Here is a 16,613-nt window from a genome sequence, read left to right on the forward strand (position 1 = left end):
CAGGCGGCGCCGGCACGGTTCAGAACGCGTAGGTCAGGCCCACGCCGCCGAAGTAGTTGGTCGAGCGCTCGCTCACGGGGCTGTCGCGCGCATCGCCGAACAGGGTATTGACCCCCGCCGTGGCGTTGACGGCCCAGCTCTGGTCCAGGCGGTGCGTCCAGGACGCGAAGATCCCGCCGGACTTGAATCCCGACGAGGCCGAGTAGCGGCGCAACCCGGCCTCGCTGCGGGCGGCCTGGGAGGCGCTGATGCCGTACCAGGTGCGCATGTAGTCGTCGCTGGCCCACTCGGTGCGCGCGCCCACCGAGACGCTGTCGCGCCCGGTCTGCCACACGCGGTAGGTAGCGCGCAGCTCCCCCACGCCGCCGTAGCCGCTGCGCGCGGCCTGGCGGTATGCGGCGCCCAGGCCCAGCGCGCCATACTGCCATTCGATGTAGGCGCCGTAGGTCGCGTGCATATCGATGTCGTCCAGGCCATGGAGAATGTCCGAATCGTCGGCGTCACGCCCCAGGTGCGCGCCGACGAACACGCCGGCATGCACATGTTCGCCGAGCTGCCACTTCAGGCCGGCGCTGGGCAGCCCGGCGCGCGGCGAAATGAAGAAAGGCCCGTTCTCGTAATGGATGAGCGGCACCGGCAGGAAGCGGTAGTCCTTGGCGCCCTCGTAGCGCGGCGCCACCGCCGCCGATATGCCGATGTAGTTCTGGGCCTGCGCCGCCGTGCCCAGCGTGCCGGCCAGGCACACGACGGTCGCGCGCCACCATGCGTGCTTCATTGTCATTCCTTGGGAAACCGGGGCGCCGCCCAGGCGGCCTGCCCCAACGGCGCGATTGTGCGCGCCGCGTTTTAAATTCTTTTTAATCGGCGGCTGCGACACTGGACGCGGATAGCCCGGCGACACGACATGACTCATTTGCTATTGGTGGAAGACGACCCGATGCTGGGCGACGCGCTGCAGACCGCGCTGCAGCGCGAACTCGGCGCGCGGGTCGATTGGGTGCAGGCGCAGCTTGCGCTGGTCGACCACGCCTACCAGCTGATCCTGCTGGACATCGGCCTGCCCGGCCAGTCCGGCTTGGCGCTGCTGCGCGCGCTGCGCGAGGGCTACGACACCACCCCGGTGCTGCTGGTGACCGCGCGCGACCAGCTCAGCGACCGCATCCGCGGCCTGGACGGCGGCGCCGACGACTACATCGTCAAGCCGTTCGAACTGGACGAACTGCTGGCGCGCCTGCGCGCCGTGCTGCGCCGCAGCCACAACCAGGTGGCGCCGCTCATGCGGCATGGCGAGCTACTGGTGGACCCGGCGGCGCGCCAGCGTCGCGCTCAGCCAGAGCGAATACCGCACGCTGCTGGCGCTGATGCAGCGGCGCGGCCGCACGGTCTCGCGCGAGCAGCTGGAGCACGATGTCTACGGCGCCAGCGTGGCGCTGGAAAGCAACACGGTCGCCGTGTACGTGCACCAGTTGCGGCGCAAGCTGGGCGACGACCTGATCGAGACGGTGCACGGCTACGGCTATCGCATCGGCCAGGAAGGCGCATGAAATCGCTCAAGCGACGCATCCTGACCGCGGTACTGGCCGCGCTGCTGCTGAACTGGGAAGTCTGGCTGGGCTGGCAGACCTTCGAAATGGGCCGGCGCGAAACCGGCACCTGGGACGCCCGGCTGCGCGATGTCGCCAGCCAGGCCGTGCTGTCCATGCCGCTGGACATCATGGAGCGTTCGGAGCCGACCGGCTTTCGCCTGCCCGAGCCGGTGCAGACCAGCGAGCTGCGCATGAGCTTCCAGATCTGGAGCATGGCGTCGCGCCGCCAGATCGTGCACAGCGTCAACGCGCCGCCCGGCCCGCTCAACCCGGCCTTCGCCGACGGCTATGCCGACGTCGAACTGGATGGAGAGCCGTGGCGCGTCTACAGCGTGACCGACGCCGAGGGCCGGATACAGGCGCAGGCCGGCCATTCGCTGGCCGCGCGCCGCGGCGACATCCTGCAATGGCTGGGCGCCAGCCTGAAGGCCTCGGCCCTGCTGTTCCTGTTCCTGGCCCTGAGCATCCTGCTGGCGATCGACCGCGCCATGCGGCGCCTGGACCGTGTCGGCCGCGCCGTCCAGCAACGCGATCCGCTGGATCTCGCACCCCTGCCCGACGGCGACGTGCCGGCGGAACTGCGGCCGCTGATCACGGCGATCAACCGGCAGTTCGGGCGTGTGCACACGGCGCTGGCGCGCGAACGGCGCCTGATCGCCGACGCGGCCCACGAACTGCGCACGCCCCTGGCCGCGCTGAAGATGCAGGCGGAAGTCGCGCTTGGCGCGCGCCACGCCGACGAACGGCACAGCGCGCTGTGCAAACTGCTGGACGCGGCGCGGCGCGCCGCCCGCCTGTCCGAGCAGTTGCTCGACCAGGCGCGCCTGGACGCCATGGAAGCCACCGTGCCTGGCGGCGAAGTGGATCTGGCCACGCTGACCGCCATGATCATCGCCGACCACCAGGCGCGCGCGCAGGCGCGCCATCAACGCATCCAGCTCGACGCCCGGCCCGCCTTCGTGAGCGGCGACCTGGATTCGCTCGGCATCCTGGTGAGCAACCTGGTCGACAATGCCCTGCGCTATACGCCCGAGGGCGGCCGGGTCGTCGTGTACTGCGGCCCGCTGGAGAACGGCGCGGTCGGCCTGCGCGTGCTGGACAACGGGCCTGGCGTGCCCGCCGACCGGCACGAGCGCATCTTCGAGCGTTTCTATCGCCAGCCGGGCCAGGCGCAGCGCGGCGGCGGCATCGGCCTGTCGCTGGTGGCCCAGATCGCCCGCCTGCATCGTGCCCGGATCGACTGCGGCGCCGGCCTGGACGGCCGCGGCTTCGGCATCGCCGTGGGCTTCGCGCCGCGCGGCTAGCTGTGAAGATTCAATAGGTTGTATGCATGGTTCATCCGAACCGGATTTGAGAAACTGGAAATCGCCACCCCCCCAGTTCACTCAAGGAGCCCGGCCGGATGAACACCCATAAGCATGCCCGATTGACCTTCCTACGTCGACTCGAAATGGTCCAGCAATTGATCGCCCATCAAGTTTGTGTGCCTGAAGCGGCCCGCGCCTATGGGGTCACCGCGCCGACTGTGCGCAAATGGCTGGGCCGCTTCCTGGCTCAGGGCCAGGCGGGCTTGGCCGATGCGTCCTCGCGCCCGACGGTCTCGCCCCGAGCGATTGCGCCGGCCAAGGCGCTGGCTATCGTGGAGCTGCGCCGCAAGCGGCTGACCCAAGCGCGCATCGCCCAGGCGCTGGGCGTGTCAGCCAGCACCGTCAGCCGCGTCCTGGCCCGCGCCGGTCTGTCGCACCTGGCCGACCTGGAGCCGGCCGAGCCGGTGGTGCGCTACGAGCATCAGGCCCCCGGCGATCTGCTGCACATCGACATCAAGAAGCTGGGACGTATCCAGCGCCCTGGCCACCGGGTCACGGGCAACCGACGCGATACCGTTGAGGGGGCCGGCTGGGACTTCGTCTTCGTGGCCATCGATGACCACGCCCGCTTGGCCTTCACCGACATCCACCCCGACGAGCGCTTCCCCAGCGCCGTCCAGTTCCTCAAGGACGCAGTGGCCTACTACCAGCGCCTGGGCGTGACCATCCAGCGCTTGCTCACCGACAATGGCTCGGCCTTTCGCAGCCGCGCCTTCGCCGCGCTGTGCCATGAGCTGGGCATCAAGCACCGCTTTACCCGACCTTACCGCCCACAGACCAATGGCAAGGCCGAACGCTTCATCCAGTCGGCCTTGCGTGAGTGGGCTTACGCTCACACCTACCAGAACTCCCAACACCGAGCCGATGCCATGAAATCCTGGCTACACCACTACAACTGGCATCGACCCCACCAAGGCATCGGGCGCGCTGTACCCATCTCCAGACTCAACCTGGACGAATACAACCTATTGACAGTTCACAGCTAGCGCATGAGGAATTGGCCAGCATGCGCCGCAACCGCTAGGATGTAGGACTCACTCTCTGAACAGGTGTACGACAATGACTGCTTCGATCTCCGTCCGCGTCGCCGAACTCGGCCTGACTCTCGAGCCGGCCAACGCCCCGGCCGCCAATTACGTGCCGTTCGTGCGCGACGGCAACCTCCTGTACATCTCGGGGCAGGTGCCGCGCGTGGACGGCAAGCCCGTCCACCTGGGCCGCCTTGGCGACAGCGTGAGCGACGAAGAAGGCGTGCAGGCCGCGCGCCAGGCCGCGCTGGGCGTGCTGGCGCAACTGGCCGCCGCCACCGGCGACCGCCTGCAGGGCGTGGCGCGCATCGTGCGCCTGGGCGTATTCGTGGCCGCCGCGCCGGACTTCAATCGCCACAGCGCCATCGCGAACGGCGCGTCGGACCTGATGGTCAATGTGTTCGGCGAAGCCGGCCGCCATGCGCGCAGCGCGGTGGGCGTGGCCTCGCTGCCCAACGGCGTCGCCGTCGAAGTCGAGGCCGTGGTCGCGCTGGCGCAGGCCTGAGCCGCCCCGACGCCAGGATCGCACCATGCCCGCCACGCTGACCGATGAGCTCGTCGCCGCCCTGCGTGCCCGCACACCGGGCGCGCAAGGCGCATTCATCCACTTCAACCACGCGGGCGCTTCGCTGCCCTCGGCCGGCACCTTGCAGGCCATCAAGGCGCATCTGCGCCTCGAGGCCACGCAGGGGCCCATGGAGGCCGGCGTACAGGCGCGCGAACAGGCCGAGCGCGCACGCCTGCTGGCCGCGCGCCTGCTCAACGCCCAGCCAGCCGAGGTTGCGCTGACCACGGGCAATTCGGCGGGCTGGGGCGCGGCCTTCGCCGCGCTCGGACCCTGGCGGGCCGGCGACCGCATCCTGGTCGCCCGCCACGAATGGGGCGGCAACCTGGCGGCCATGCGCCTGGCCGCGCAGCGCGCCGGCGCGACGATCGGAACCATTGCCTCGGACGAGAGCGGCGCGGTGGACCCCGGCGCCTTGCAGGCCATGCTGGACGAGCGGGTGCGCCTGATCGCGCTGACATGGCTGCCGGCCAATGGCGGATTGGTCAATCCGGCTGCCGCCGTCGGGCGCATTGCGCGGCGCCACGGTATCGCCTATTTCGTCGATGCCGCGCAGGCCGTCGGACAATTGCCCATCGATGTCGCCGAGGTCGGGTGCGACGTCCTGAGCGGCGCGGGCCGCAAGGCCTTGCGCGGACCGCGCGGCACCGGGCTGCTGTATGTGCGCCAGGCCTTCCTGGAGCGGCTGGCGCCGGCCTGGGTCGATACCTGGTCGGCGCCGCTGGGCGAGGATGGCTGCCCCATCGTGCGCGGCGACGCCGCCCGTTTCGAGTCGGCCGAAAACAGCGTGGCGCTGCGCTGCGGACTGGCCCACGCGCTGCACGAAGCGCTGGAGCTGGACATCGCGTCGATCCGCGCGCGCATCGACGCCGTGGCCACGCGCCTGCGCACGCGCCTGGCCGCGCTCGACGGCATCACGCTGCTGGACCAGGGACGGGTGCGATCCGGGCTGATTGCCTTCGATGTGGCAGGCTGGCAGGCCGACGCGGTGCAACGCGAGCTGGCGCGCCAGGGAATCGCGCTGGGCTGCAACGGGGTGGCCTATACGCCGCTGGACATGCAGGCGCGCGGGCTGCGGCAAATCGCCCGCGCTTCGGTCAGCTACCTGACCACCGAGGCCGAGATCGATGCGCTGCTCGACGCGCTGGCCGCGCTGGCGCGCCGCGCGCCCTAGCTTTCGCGCTCGCCCGCCAGGCTGGCCAGGAAGCGTTCGTCGGCCTTGCTGAGCCGGCCCTCGCCGCGCGCGCGCTCGATCAGCTCGGGGCGGCGGCTGGCGGTCAGCCGCAGGGACTGCTCGCGGCGCCAGCGCGCGATGTTGGCATGATGGCCGCTGAGCAACGGCTGCGGCACCGGCACGCCTTCGTAGACTTCCGGACGGGTGTAATGCGGGCTGTCGAGCAGGCCGTCGAGCGCCGCGTTGAAGGAGTCCTGCAGCGCGGAGTCGCCATCGTTGAGCACGCCGGGCAGCAAGCGCACCGCAGCGTCCATCATGGCCAGGGCGGCCAGTTCGCCGCCCGACAGCACGAAATCGCCCAATGACAGCTCATGCGTGACACAGCGCTCGATGAAGCGCTGGTCCACGCCTTCGTAGCGTCCGCAGATGAAAATCGCGCCCGTGCCCGCCGCCAGCGTGGTGGCTTCGGCCTGGTCGTAGCGCCGACCTGCCGGCGACAGCAGGATCACCGGCGCGGCCTGCAGGCCCTGCGCGGCGCGGGCGGCCTGTGCGGCCGCCACCGCGGCTTCCAGCGGCGCGGCCATCATCACCATGCCTGGGCCGCCGCCGTAGGGGCGGTCGTCGACCGTGCGATGCACGTCGTGGGTGAAATCGCGCGGGTTCCAGGCGTGCAGCGCCCACAGGCCCTGCGCATGGGCGCGCCCCGTCACGCCCTGGTCGCGCACCAGGCCGAACATGTCGGGAAACAGCGTGACGACGTCGAAGCGCATCAGTAGTCCAGTGGCCAGTCGCTGTCGATGCGGCGCGCGGCCAAGTCGACATGCCGGATATGGGCGCGCACGAACGGCACCAGCTCTTCGAGCGGCCGGCCCTTGGGGTCGAGTAGCGGCACCGGCCCGGGCTGGCCGGGCTGGATCTGCTGGCGCAAGACCTTGAGGACCGCGTGCGCGCCGTTGTCGAACACCTCGTCGACCACGCCCAGCAAGCGGGGCTCGCCGTCCGCATCGCTGTAGAGCGCGCAGCCGATCAGGTCGACCCAATAGTATTCGTCGTCGGCGGGCGCCGGAAAGGCGCTGCGCGCCGCCTGGACGAAGCAACCGCGCAAGGCCTCGGCCTGATCGCGGTCGTCGATGCCTGCCAGCTGGGCCACCACCGCGCCGCCATGGACGCGCGCCTGCAGCACCTGATAGGCGCGCGGCACGGACGCGACAACGCCCCGGGCCGCTTGCGGCGCGGGGCGAGTCAGCCACCAGTGAGAGACGGTGCGCAACACTTCGGCCTGCGCCGAGTGGGGCTGCACCTTTACCCAGCCTTTGACACCGTAGGCCGATGCAATGCGGCCCAGCTCGACCAGATCCGCGGGCGCCGCGCCGGAATGTGCGGCTTCAGACATGTGTCGTGTGTAGCAAAGTTGCGGACAAAGAAAGCGCTGGCATAGGCAGCGCTTTCAAGAAATGCAGGCGCTGGCGGGCATGGCAAAGCCCCGGCCAGACGCGCACGGGGGCACGGCCGGGGGTACGCTTACGCGCGCCCGCACCCGCCGCACCCGGCAGCGGGCTCAGGCAGCAGCCGAAACCTTGGCCGAGTATTCCTTGACCAGGCGCTCGACGGCGGGCGACAGCAGCGCGCCGTTGCCGGTCCAGTATTGCACGCGGTCCAGGGCGATGCGCAGATTCTCGGTGCCTTCAGCGGCAACCGGGTTGTAAAAGCCAACGCGCTCGACGAAACGGCCATCGCGACGATTGCGCGAATCGGTAGCTACCAGGTTGTAAAACGGACGCTTCTTCGAGCCACCGCGGGCCAGACGAATCACCAGCATAGGTAATCCCTTGAATTGGTTGTGAAAAATGGGAAATTCTAGCACTTAAAGTTGCCTGGTGGCAACTGAAGTTGCGTTTTTCCCCTATGGACAGACAAAAAAATGGGACGAATGCCCAACTGCGCTGAACGCCGCCCGCGCCACAGGCGTATGCTTGCGTGACGCAATCGGGGGGCGGCCACGCGGGCGGCCCGAAGGCCCCTCGCAAGCGGCGCGCCGGCCTGCCTGCAAAGGCAGCCGGCCCGGCAGGTATGCAAGCATACACCGCCCGCTGTTTCATCGCATCGACAGGAGCTTTCCATCATGAAGCATTGTTCGATTCTTGCCCCGCTTACCCGCCTGGCCGCCTGCGGCGCCCTGGCCGCCGTCCTGGCGGTGCCCCTGCCGGCGGCCGCCCGGGTCGGCGACGCCGCCCTGGTTTCGGTCACAGGCCAGATCACCGCGGTGGACCCCGCCACGCGCACGGTGACGGTGCGCGGCCCGCAAGGCAACGAAGTTCCCCTGCAGGCCGGCCCCGACGTGCGCAATTTCGACCGCATCAAGGTAGGCGACACCATGCGTGTGGACTACTACGAATCCGTGTCGATCGCCACGCGCGCCAAGGGCAGCGGTGTACCGGAAGTCCGCAGCGAGACCGTCGCCACCCGCGCCAAGGAAGGCGCCCTGCCGCAAGGCGCGGTGGGCCGCAGCACGACCATCACGGCCGAAATCTGGCACATCGCCAAGGACGGCCGCACGGTCATCCTGCAAGACCCGCAGGGCGGCCGCGAGACCTTCCATTTGCGCAGCGCCGCGGCGCAGGAAAAACTGCGTACCCTCAAGGAAGGCGACCTGGTCGACTTCACGGTGACGCGGGCGCTGGCCGCCGCCGTGCGCAGCCGCTAGCTGTGAAGATTCAATAGGTTGTATGCATGGTTCATCCGAACCGGATTTGAGAAACTGGAAATCGCCACCCCCCCCAGTTCACTCAAGGAGCCCGGCCGGATGAACACCCATAAGCATGCCCGATTGACCTTCCTACGTCGACTCGAAATGGTCCAGCAATTGATCGCCCATCAAGTTTGTGTGCCTGAAGCGGCCCGCGCCTATGGGGTCACCGCGCCGACTGTGCGCAAATGGCTGGGCCGCTTCCTGGCTCAGGGCCAGGCGGGCTTGGCCGATGCGTCCTCGCGCCCGACGGTCTCGCCCCGAGCGATTGCGCCGGCCAAGGCGCTGGCTATCGTGGAGCTGCGCCGCAAGCGGCTGACCCAAGCGCGCATCGCCCAGGCGCTGGGCGTGTCAGCCAGCACCGTCAGCCGCGTCCTGGCCCGCGCCGGTCTGTCGCACCTGGCCGACCTGGAGCCGGCCGAGCCGGTGGTGCGCTACGAGCATCAGGCCCCCGGCGATCTGCTGCACATCGACATCAAGAAGCTGGGACGTATCCAGCGCCCTGGCCACCGGGTCACGGGCAACCGACGCGATACCGTTGAGGGGGCCGGCTGGGACTTCGTCTTCGTGGCCATCGATGACCACGCCCGCGTGGCCTTCACCGACATCCACCCCGACGAGCGCTTCCCCAGCGCCGTCCAGTTCCTCAAGGACGCAGTGGCCTACTACCAGCGCCTGGGCGTGACCATCCAGCGCTTGCTCACCGACAATGGCTCGGCCTTTCGCAGCCGCGCCTTCGCCGCGCTGTGCCATGAGCTGGGCATCAAGCACCGCTTTACCCGACCTTACCGCCCACAGACCAATGGCAAGGCCGAACGCTTCATCCAGTCGGCCTTGCGTGAGTGGGCTTACGCTCACACCTACCAGAACTCCCAACACCGAGCCGATGCCATGAAATCCTGGCTACACCACTACAACTGGCATCGACCCCACCAAGGCATCGGGCGCGCTGTACCCATCTCCAGACTCAACCTGGACGAATACAACCTATTGACAGTTCACAGCTAGCTGTGAAGATTCAATAGGTTGTATGCATGGTTCATCCGAACCGGATTTGAGAAACTGGAAATCGCCACCCCCCCAGTTCACTCAAGGAGCCCGGCCGGATGAACACCCATAAGCATGCCCGATTGACCTTCCTACGTCGACTCGAAATGGTCCAGCAATTGATCGCCCATCAAGTTTGTGTGCCTGAAGCGGCCCGCGCCTATGGGGTCACCGCGCCGACTGTACGCAAATGGCTGGGCCGCTTCCTGGCTCAGGGCCAGGCGGGCTTGGCCGATGCGTCCTCGCGCCCGACGGTCTCGCCCCGAGCGATTGCGCCGGCCAAGGCGCTGGCTATCGTGGAGCTGCGCCGCAAGCGGCTGACCCAAGCGCGCATCGCCCAGGCGCTGGGCGTGTCAGCCAGCACCGTCAGCCGCGTCCTGGCCCGCGCCGGTCTGTCGCACCTGGCCGACCTGGAGCCGGCCGAGCCGGTGGTGCGCTACGAGCATCAGGCCCCCGGCGATCTGCTGCACATCGACATCAAGAAGCTGGGACGTATCCAGCGCCCTGGCCACCGGGTCACGGGCAACCGACGCGATACCGTTGAGGGGGCCGGCTGGGACTTCGTCTTCGTGGCCATCGATGACCACGCCCGCGTGGCCTTCACCGACATCCACCCCGACGAGCGCTTCCCCAGCGCCGTCCAGTTCCTCAAGGACGCAGTGGCCTACTACCAGCGCCTGGGCGTGACCATCCAGCGCTTGCTCACCGACAATGGCTCGGCCTTTCGCAGCCGCGCCTTCGCCGCGCTGTGCCATGAGCTGGGCATCAAGCACCGCTTTACCCGACCTTACCGCCCACAGACCAATGGCAAGGCCGAACGCTTCATCCAGTCGGCCTTGCGTGAGTGGGCTTACGCTCACACCTACCAGAACTCCCAACACCGAGCCGATGCCATGAAATCCTGGCTACACCACTACAACTGGCATCGACCCCACCAAGGCATCGGGCGCGCTGTACCCATCTCCAGACTCAACCTGGACGAATACAACCTATTGACAGTTCACACCTAGCCGCCGTGCTGCGCGTCTTCGCGCGCCAATCGCCGCAGGAAAACCTGCAATTCCTTGACCACTTGCTGGTCGCCGCGCGACTGCGCGGCCGCCAGTCCGCTTTCCCAGGCCTGGCGCGCGCCGGCGCGGTCGCCCTGTCCCTGCAGCGTCTTGCCCAGCCACTTCCAGGCGACCGAGTACGTGGGATCGAAATCGAGCGCCGCGCGCAGGTGCGGCAAGGCCGCGTCGAATTGTTCGTGTTCGGCGTAGGTCTTGCCCAGCGTGAAACGCAACAACATGTTGTCGGTACCCTGCGCCAGCATGGCTTCCAGGCGCTCGGTCATGGCTTGCATAAGGCCCTCTCCGGCAAAGGCGCCCCAAGGCGCCGCGTTCGTTCATGATAGGCCAGCTCCCGCCGCGACGCCCGCATGTCCGCGTTCCGACAGGGGAAAACCGTCTGTGTCGGTGCGTATCAAATCGATGTGCAGGGCGAATTATTCCGCCATAGTGCGATCCGATACCTGAACAATGCAGGAACCCACTGTGCCATCGATCGTGCTGTTTCCATCGTGGATGAAAGTCTGGCGCCGGCTGGCCTGCGCCGCCGCCAGCGCGCCGGCCGCGCCGGCCGCCGCGCAAGCCGCCCCGGCCGGCCCGCAACGCCTGGCCGCCCAGGTCGACCGCGTCAGCTGGGGCGTCACCCCCGCCGAACTGGCCCGCGCGCAGCGGCTGAGCTGGACCGTCTATCTGCAGGAGCAGTTGCGGCCGCGGCCGGCCGCGCTGCCGCCGGCGGTGCAGGCCCGGATCGACGCGCTGTCGATCACGCGCGTGCCGGCGCGCGACGCGCTGCTGGCGCAACGCGCGCGGACCGCGAAAATCCGCCAGATCGAAGATCCCGCCCGCAAGCTGGCGGCCTCGCGCGAGAACCGCATGGTGTCGCGCCAGCGCGCCAACGAAACCATGCAGCGCGCCGTCTGGCTGGCGCTTTATTCCCCCAACCAGTTGCAGGAGCAGATGACCTGGTTCTGGATGAACCACTTCAGCGCCTACGAAGACCAGGCCATACGGCCGCATGCGCTGGGCAAGTTCCGCGACCTGCTGGCCGCCACCGCCCGTTCGCCCGCCATGCTGATCTACCTGGACAACATCCGCAACAGCGCCGGCCACATCAACGAGAACTACGCGCGCGAACTGCTGGAGCTGCACACCCTGGGCGTGCAAGGCGGCTACAGCCAGCGCGACGTGCAGGAACTGGCGCGCGTGCTCACGGGCGTGGGCCTGAACCAGACCGGCGAGGCGCCGCGCGTCAAGCCCGCGCAGCGCGAGCAGCTGGTCGAAGACGGCCTATTCCTGTTCGAACCGGGGCGCCATGACCACGGCGACAAGACCGTGCTGGGCCACACCATACGCGGCGGGCGCGGCCTGGCCGAACTGGACGAGGCGCTCGACCTGCTGGCGCGCCATCCCGCCACGGCCCGCCACGTCAGCCGCAAGCTGGCGCAGTACTTCGTGGCCGACCAGCCGCCCGATGCGCTGGTGCAGCGACCCGGCCCACTACCTGTACTCGGCCCTGCGCCTGGCCTACGACGGCAGGGAACCGCTGCGCAATCCCGACGCCGCGCTGGACTGGCTCAAGCGCATGGGCCAGCCGCTCTACCAGCGGCTGACGCCGGACGGCTATCCCATGAACGAATCCGATTGGGCCGGTTCCGGACAGATGACCACGCGCTTCGAGGCGGCGCGCGCCATTGCCGCCGCACCCGCGACCTTCTACCGCGCCGACCGCGACGACAGGCCGCGCGTGCCGCCCCTGCCGCCCCTGGTCCAGGCCTATGGCGCCGGCGCGGGGCCGTTCTCGGCGCTGTCGCCGGCCACGCGCCGCGCCATCGAATCGGCCCCCAACGTCCGCGACGCCAATACCTACCTGCTGGCCTCGCCGGAATTCATGCGCCGCTGAACGCCCGCATTCCAGGAATCGCCATGCACCGACGCCAACTGCTCAAACTGGCCGCCGCCGCCCCGCTCACCCTGTACGGCACCCGCCTGCTGGCCGCCGGCCCGCCCGACACCCGCCTGCTGGTGGTGTTCATGCGCGGCGCCTACGACGCCGCCAGCCTGCTCGTGCCCACGACCAGCGAGTTCTATTACGAGTCCCGTCCGCACATCGCCATTGCCCGCGACGCCGCCGCCGCGCTGTCCGACGGCTGGGCCCTGCACCCGGCCGTCAAGGACAGCCTGCTGCCGTTCTACCAGCGCGGCGAGCTGGCCTTCGTTCCTTTCGCCGGCACCGACGACGCCAGCCGCAGCCACTTCGAGACCCAGAACCGCATCGAGCTGGGCCGCGCCGGCGGCAGCGGCGCCGCGCCCGCCTCCGGCTTTCTCAACCGGCTGGCCGCCCAGCTCGACGGCAAGGCCGGCAGGCCGGCGGCCTTCACCGAGGACGTGCCGCAGATCTTCCGCGGCCAGGCGCGCGTGCCCAATATCGACCTGGGCGGGGCCAAGCGCAAGTCGCGCCTGACGGCCGACAGCAGTAGCGCCATCGCCCAGATGTACCAGGGCACCGGCCTGGATGCCTCGGTCAACGAAGGCCTGGCCGCCATGGGCCAGGCGCGCGCCGCGCTGGAGGCCGAAATGCGCGAGGCCAACGGCGGTGCCGGCAGCACCGAGAAACTGGAGCAGGAGGCGCGCCGCATCGGCACTTTCATGGCCGAGCGCTACAACCTCGGCTTCGTGGACGTGGGCGGGTGGGATACTCACGTCGGCCAGGGCGCGGCCAACGGCGTGCTGGCCACCAAGCTGGGCCAGCTGGGACGCGCGCTGGCCGCCTACGCGCAGGCGATGGGCCCGGCCTGGCGCCATACCACCGTGGTCGTCATCAGCGAGTTCGGCCGCACCCTGCGCGAGAACGGCAACAAGGGCACCGACCACGGCCATGGCAGCGTGTACTGGGTGCTGGGCGGCGGGGTGCGCGGCGGACGCATCGCCGGCGAGCAGGTGGCGGTCAAGCGCGACACCTTGTTCCAGGATCGCGACTACCCCGTGCTGACCGACTACCGCGCGCTGTTCGCGGGCCTGTTCGGCCGCCTGTATGGCCTCGACGCGCAACGCCTGCAGGCCGTGTTTCCGGGCGCGCGTCCGCTCGACCTCAAGCTGGTCTGACGCGCACGCCACGGACGGCGCGCTGGCGCTACACTGGCCACGCAGGCCGCTGCGGCCTGAACCGTCCCCCTGGAGAGCCTGCATGAACACCATGTACGACTTCAGCGCCCCCACCATAACGGGCGCGGAACGCGCGCTGGCCGATTTTCGCGGCCAGGTGGCGCTGGTGGTCAATGTCGCCTCGCGCTGCGGGTTCACGCCCCAGTACTCGGGCCTGGAAGAACTGTACCGCTCGTACCGCAACGAAGGCTTTGTCGTCCTGGGATTTCCGTGCAACCAGTTCGGGCGCCAGGAGCCGGGCGACGAGGCCGCCATCGCGCAGTTCTGCGAAACCCAGTACGCCATCAGCTTCCCGCTGTTCGCCAAGATCGACGTCAACGGCGCCCACGCCCACCCGCTGTACCGCTGGCTGAAGGCACGCAAGCCCGGCCTGCTGGGCACCCGCGCCATCAAATGGAATTTCACCAAATTCCTGGTCGGGCGCGACGGCCTGCCGCTGCGGCGCTACGCGCCCGCCCACACGCCCGAATCGCTGCGCCACGACATCGCGCGCGCCTGCGCCGCGCCCGGCCCGACGCCCTAGCGGCGCCCCTGCCCGACCCGCTGACGTGGACATGGCGCGCCCGCGCGGCGCGACCCGCTATCATGACGGCTGCCCGCCGGCTCCGCCCGGCATTCGCTCAGGACGCGCCATGATCGATCTCTACTACTGGACGACTCCCAACGGCCACAAGATCACGCTCTTTCTCGAAGAGACCGGCCTGCCTTACCGCATACACCCCGTCAACATCAGCAAGGGCGAGCAGTTCCAGCCGGAATTCCTGGCCATCGCGCCCAACAACCGCATCCCGGCCATCGTCGATCAGGCGCCGGCCGATGGCGGCACGCCGATCCCGCTGTTCGAGTCCGGCGCCATCCTGCTGTACCTGGCCGAGAAGACCGGCCAATTCATCCCCGCCGACCTGCGCGGGCGCGCCGACGTGCTGCAGTGGCTGTTCTGGCAGATGGGCGGACTGGGCCCCATGGCCGGCCAGAACCACCACTTCTCGGCCTATGCGCCCGAGCGCATCCCCTACGCCATCGAGCGCTACGTCAAGGAAACCAACCGCCTGTATGGCGTGCTCGACCGCCAGCTGGCGCAGCGCGAGTTCGTCGCCGGCGACTACTCGATCGCCGACATGGCGGCCTATCCCTGGATCGTGCCGCACGAGCGCCAGGGCCAGGACCTGAACGAGTTTCCGAACCTCAAGCGCTGGTTCGAGGCCATCGGCGCCCGCCCGGCCACGCAGCGCGCCTACGCGCTGGCCGACCGGATCAACACCAAGCCGTCGGTCGACACCGAGGAGTCCCGCCGCGTGCTGTTCGGCCAGACCGCCGCCAACGTGCGCCGCTGAGCGAGGCCGCCATGACCGCCACGCTCAGCTTCCGCCGCGCCGCCGCGACCGACCTGCCGGCCATCATCGCGCTGCTGGCCGACGACGCCTTCGGCCAGCAGCGCGAAGACCCGACCATGCCGCCGCAGCCGGCCTATCTGGCGGCCTTCGGCGCCATCGACCGCGATCCCAACCAGCTCCTGGCGGTGGTCGAGCGCGCCGGCCAGATCATCGGCTGCCTGCAGCTCAGCTTCATTCCCGGGCTGTCGCGCCGCGGCCTGTGGCGCGGGCAGATCGAAAGCGTGCGGGTGGCGGCCAGCGAGCGCGGCGCGGGCACCGGCCGCGCGCTGTTCGAGTGGGCCATCGCCCAGTGCCGCGACAAGGGCTGCGGCCTGGTGCAGCTGACCACCGACAAGCAGCGCGCCGACGCCCGGCGCTTCTATGAATCCCTGGGTTTCAAGGCCACGCACGAGGGCATGAAACTGGACCTGGCATGAAAGGAATCCCGGCCATGCATGGCGAATACAAAGTTCCCGGCGGCAAGCTGGTCGTCATAGACCTGGAGGTCGCGCAGGGCCGCCTGCGCCAGGTGCGCCTGTCGGGCGACTTCTTCCTCGAGCCGCCCGAGGCGCTGGAGGCCATCAACCGCGGCCTGGACGGGCTGCCGGCCGACGCCGGCGCCGAAGGCATCGCGCAGGCCGTGCGCGCTGCATTGCCGGCCGAGGCCGAGCTGTTCGGCTTCAGCCCCGAGGCGGTGGCCGTGGTCGTGCAGAGGGCGCTGTCATGAACCGCACCGCCTGGACCGACTACGACTGGCAACTGATCCACCCGGGCCCGCTGCCGCCGGCGCTGCACATGGCGCTGGACGCCGCCATCACCGACGAGGTCGGCGCGGGCCAGCGTCCGCCCACGCTGCGCATCTGGGAATGGTCGCAGCCGGCCGTCATCATCGGGCGCTTCCAGTCGCTCAGGAACGAGGTGGACCCCGACGGCGCGCGCCGCCACGGCGTGACCGTGGTGCGCCGCGTCAGCGGCGGCGGCGCGATGTTCGTCGAGCCGGGCAACACCATCACCTATTCGCTGAGCGTGCCGCAGGCGCTGGTGGCCGGCATGAGCTTCCAGGAATCGTATGCCTTCCTGGATGCCTGGGTCATCCGCGCCCTCCACGAGCTGGGCATCAAGGCCTGGTACCAGCCGCTCAACGACATCGCCTCGGACGCGGGCAAGATCGGCGGCGCCGCCCAGGCGCGCCGCGCCGGCGCGGTGCTGCATCACGTCACCATGTCGTACGACATCGACGCCGACAAGATGGTCGAGGTGCTGCGCATCGGCCGCGAGAAGCTGTCCGACAAGGGCACGACCAGCGCCAGGAAGCGCGTGGACCCGCTGCGCAGCCAGACCGGCCTGGCTCGCGATACCATTATCGAACGCATGCTGCAGACCTTTGCCGGCATGTGCCGCCTGACGCCCGCCGAGATCGGCGCGGCCACCCTGCAGGCGGCGCAACGCCAGGCCGAGGAAAAATTCTCCAGCCCCGAGTGGACCGCCCTCGTTCCCTGATGCCTTCCGCCCTCTTGGA

18 protein-coding genes and 2 pseudogenes are annotated in these 16,613 nt (G+C 69.2%); 15 read left to right on the forward strand and 5 right to left on the reverse strand.

Features of this window, described 5'->3' with window-relative positions; translation table 11 throughout:
- Window positions 1-19: 19 nt before the first annotated feature.
- Window positions 20-775: a MipA/OmpV family protein gene (locus BN118_RS08995; protein WP_023852900.1), complete on the reverse strand. Its 756-nt coding sequence runs from the start codon at window positions 773-775 to the stop codon at window positions 20-22.
- Between the two features lie 129 nt (window positions 776-904).
- On the opposite strand from BN118_RS08995, the pseudogene BN118_RS09000 reads away from it, so the two are divergent.
- The 5 genes and pseudogenes from BN118_RS09000 (at window position 905) to BN118_RS09020 (ending at window position 5,720) form a co-directional block, all read left to right on the forward strand.
- A pseudogene (locus BN118_RS09000) lies at window positions 905-1,544 on the forward strand (response regulator transcription factor).
- Complete coding sequence (locus BN118_RS09005) at window positions 1,541-2,890, forward strand: ATP-binding protein (protein ID WP_014905756.1); 1,350 nt, start codon at window positions 1,541-1,543, stop codon at window positions 2,888-2,890. The pseudogene BN118_RS09000 and the gene BN118_RS09005 overlap by 4 nt, the downstream one beginning before the upstream one ends.
- A gap of 98 nt (window positions 2,891-2,988) precedes the next feature.
- On the forward strand, window positions 2,989-3,939 hold the full coding sequence (locus BN118_RS09010) for an IS481-like element IS481 family transposase (RefSeq protein WP_014905674.1): 951 nt from the start codon (window positions 2,989-2,991) through the stop codon (window positions 3,937-3,939).
- 73 nt (window positions 3,940-4,012) lie between these two features.
- Entirely contained in the window at window positions 4,013-4,486 is a 474-nt protein-coding gene (locus BN118_RS09015; protein ID WP_010930594.1) for a RidA family protein, read from the forward strand.
- Between the two features lie 25 nt (window positions 4,487-4,511).
- The gene (locus BN118_RS09020; RefSeq protein WP_010930593.1) at window positions 4,512-5,720 is read left to right on the forward strand and encodes an aminotransferase class V-fold PLP-dependent enzyme; all 1,209 of its coding nucleotides are present in this window, start codon (window positions 4,512-4,514) and stop codon (window positions 5,718-5,720) included.
- On the opposite strand, the gene trmD is transcribed toward BN118_RS09020, so the two are convergent.
- The 3 genes from trmD to rpsP form a co-directional block, all read right to left on the reverse strand.
- Window positions 5,717-6,490 (reverse strand): tRNA (guanosine(37)-N1)-methyltransferase TrmD, encoded by a 774-nt coding sequence (gene trmD / locus BN118_RS09025; protein ID WP_003816734.1) that lies wholly within the window; start codon window positions 6,488-6,490, stop codon window positions 5,717-5,719. The genes BN118_RS09020 and trmD overlap by 4 nt on opposite strands.
- The gene (gene rimM / locus BN118_RS09030) at window positions 6,490-7,113 is read right to left on the reverse strand and encodes a ribosome maturation factor RimM (RefSeq protein ID WP_014905757.1); all 624 of its coding nucleotides are present in this window, start codon (window positions 7,111-7,113) and stop codon (window positions 6,490-6,492) included. The genes trmD and rimM overlap by 1 nt, the downstream gene beginning before the upstream one ends.
- Before the next feature lie 165 nt (window positions 7,114-7,278).
- Complete coding sequence (rpsP, locus tag BN118_RS09035) at window positions 7,279-7,539, reverse strand: 30S ribosomal protein S16 (protein WP_010926757.1); 261 nt, start codon at window positions 7,537-7,539, stop codon at window positions 7,279-7,281.
- Between the two features lie 303 nt (window positions 7,540-7,842).
- On the opposite strand from rpsP, the gene BN118_RS09040 reads away from it, so the two are divergent.
- From BN118_RS09040 to BN118_RS09050, 3 genes are all read left to right on the forward strand, one after another.
- Window positions 7,843-8,424, forward strand: a complete 582-nt coding sequence (locus BN118_RS09040) for a hypothetical protein (protein ID WP_014905758.1) — start codon at window positions 7,843-7,845, stop codon at window positions 8,422-8,424.
- Between the two features lie 99 nt (window positions 8,425-8,523).
- Window positions 8,524-9,474, forward strand: coding sequence for an IS481-like element IS481 family transposase (locus tag BN118_RS09045; RefSeq protein WP_005012067.1), 951 nt, complete (start codon window positions 8,524-8,526; stop codon window positions 9,472-9,474).
- A gap of 98 nt (window positions 9,475-9,572) precedes the next feature.
- Entirely contained in the window at window positions 9,573-10,523 is a 951-nt protein-coding gene (locus tag BN118_RS09050; RefSeq protein WP_005013747.1) for an IS481-like element IS481 family transposase, read from the forward strand.
- On the opposite strand, the gene BN118_RS09055 is transcribed toward BN118_RS09050, so the two are convergent.
- Entirely contained in the window at window positions 10,520-10,855 is a 336-nt protein-coding gene (locus tag BN118_RS09055; RefSeq protein ID WP_003811313.1) for a tetratricopeptide repeat protein, read from the reverse strand. The genes BN118_RS09050 and BN118_RS09055 overlap by 4 nt on opposite strands.
- 175 nt (window positions 10,856-11,030) lie before the next feature.
- Between BN118_RS09055 and BN118_RS09060 the strand changes: the two are divergent.
- From BN118_RS09060 to BN118_RS09090, 7 genes and pseudogenes are all read left to right on the forward strand, one after another.
- Window positions 11,031-12,459, forward strand: a pseudogene (locus tag BN118_RS09060) (DUF1800 domain-containing protein).
- A 23-nt stretch (window positions 12,460-12,482) separates the two neighbouring features.
- A complete protein-coding gene (locus BN118_RS09065; protein WP_003811311.1) occupies window positions 12,483-13,661 on the forward strand; it encodes a DUF1501 domain-containing protein in 1,179 nt (392 codons plus the stop codon).
- Window positions 13,662-13,743: 82 nt separating this feature from the next.
- On the forward strand, window positions 13,744-14,244 hold the full coding sequence (locus tag BN118_RS09070) for a glutathione peroxidase (RefSeq protein WP_003811310.1): 501 nt from the start codon (window positions 13,744-13,746) through the stop codon (window positions 14,242-14,244).
- A 109-nt stretch (window positions 14,245-14,353) separates the two neighbouring features.
- Window positions 14,354-15,055, forward strand: a complete 702-nt coding sequence (locus BN118_RS09075; protein WP_010930296.1) for a glutathione binding-like protein — start codon at window positions 14,354-14,356, stop codon at window positions 15,053-15,055.
- Between the two features lie 11 nt (window positions 15,056-15,066).
- Window positions 15,067-15,531, forward strand: coding sequence for a GNAT family N-acetyltransferase (locus tag BN118_RS09080; RefSeq protein ID WP_010930295.1), 465 nt, complete (start codon window positions 15,067-15,069; stop codon window positions 15,529-15,531).
- A 14-nt stretch (window positions 15,532-15,545) separates the two neighbouring features.
- Window positions 15,546-15,821 carry a hypothetical protein gene (locus BN118_RS20530; protein ID WP_023852802.1) on the forward strand — a complete coding sequence of 92 codons (276 nt, stop codon included), beginning with the start codon at window positions 15,546-15,548 and terminating at the stop codon, window positions 15,819-15,821.
- Entirely contained in the window at window positions 15,818-16,594 is a 777-nt protein-coding gene (locus tag BN118_RS09090) for a lipoate--protein ligase family protein (protein WP_003811306.1), read from the forward strand. The genes BN118_RS20530 and BN118_RS09090 overlap by 4 nt, the downstream gene beginning before the upstream one ends.
- Window positions 16,595-16,613 lie beyond the last annotated feature (19 nt).

It is taken from the genome of Bordetella pertussis 18323, assembly GCF_000306945.1.
GTDB lineage: Bacteria > Pseudomonadota > Gammaproteobacteria > Burkholderiales > Burkholderiaceae_B > Bordetella > Bordetella pertussis.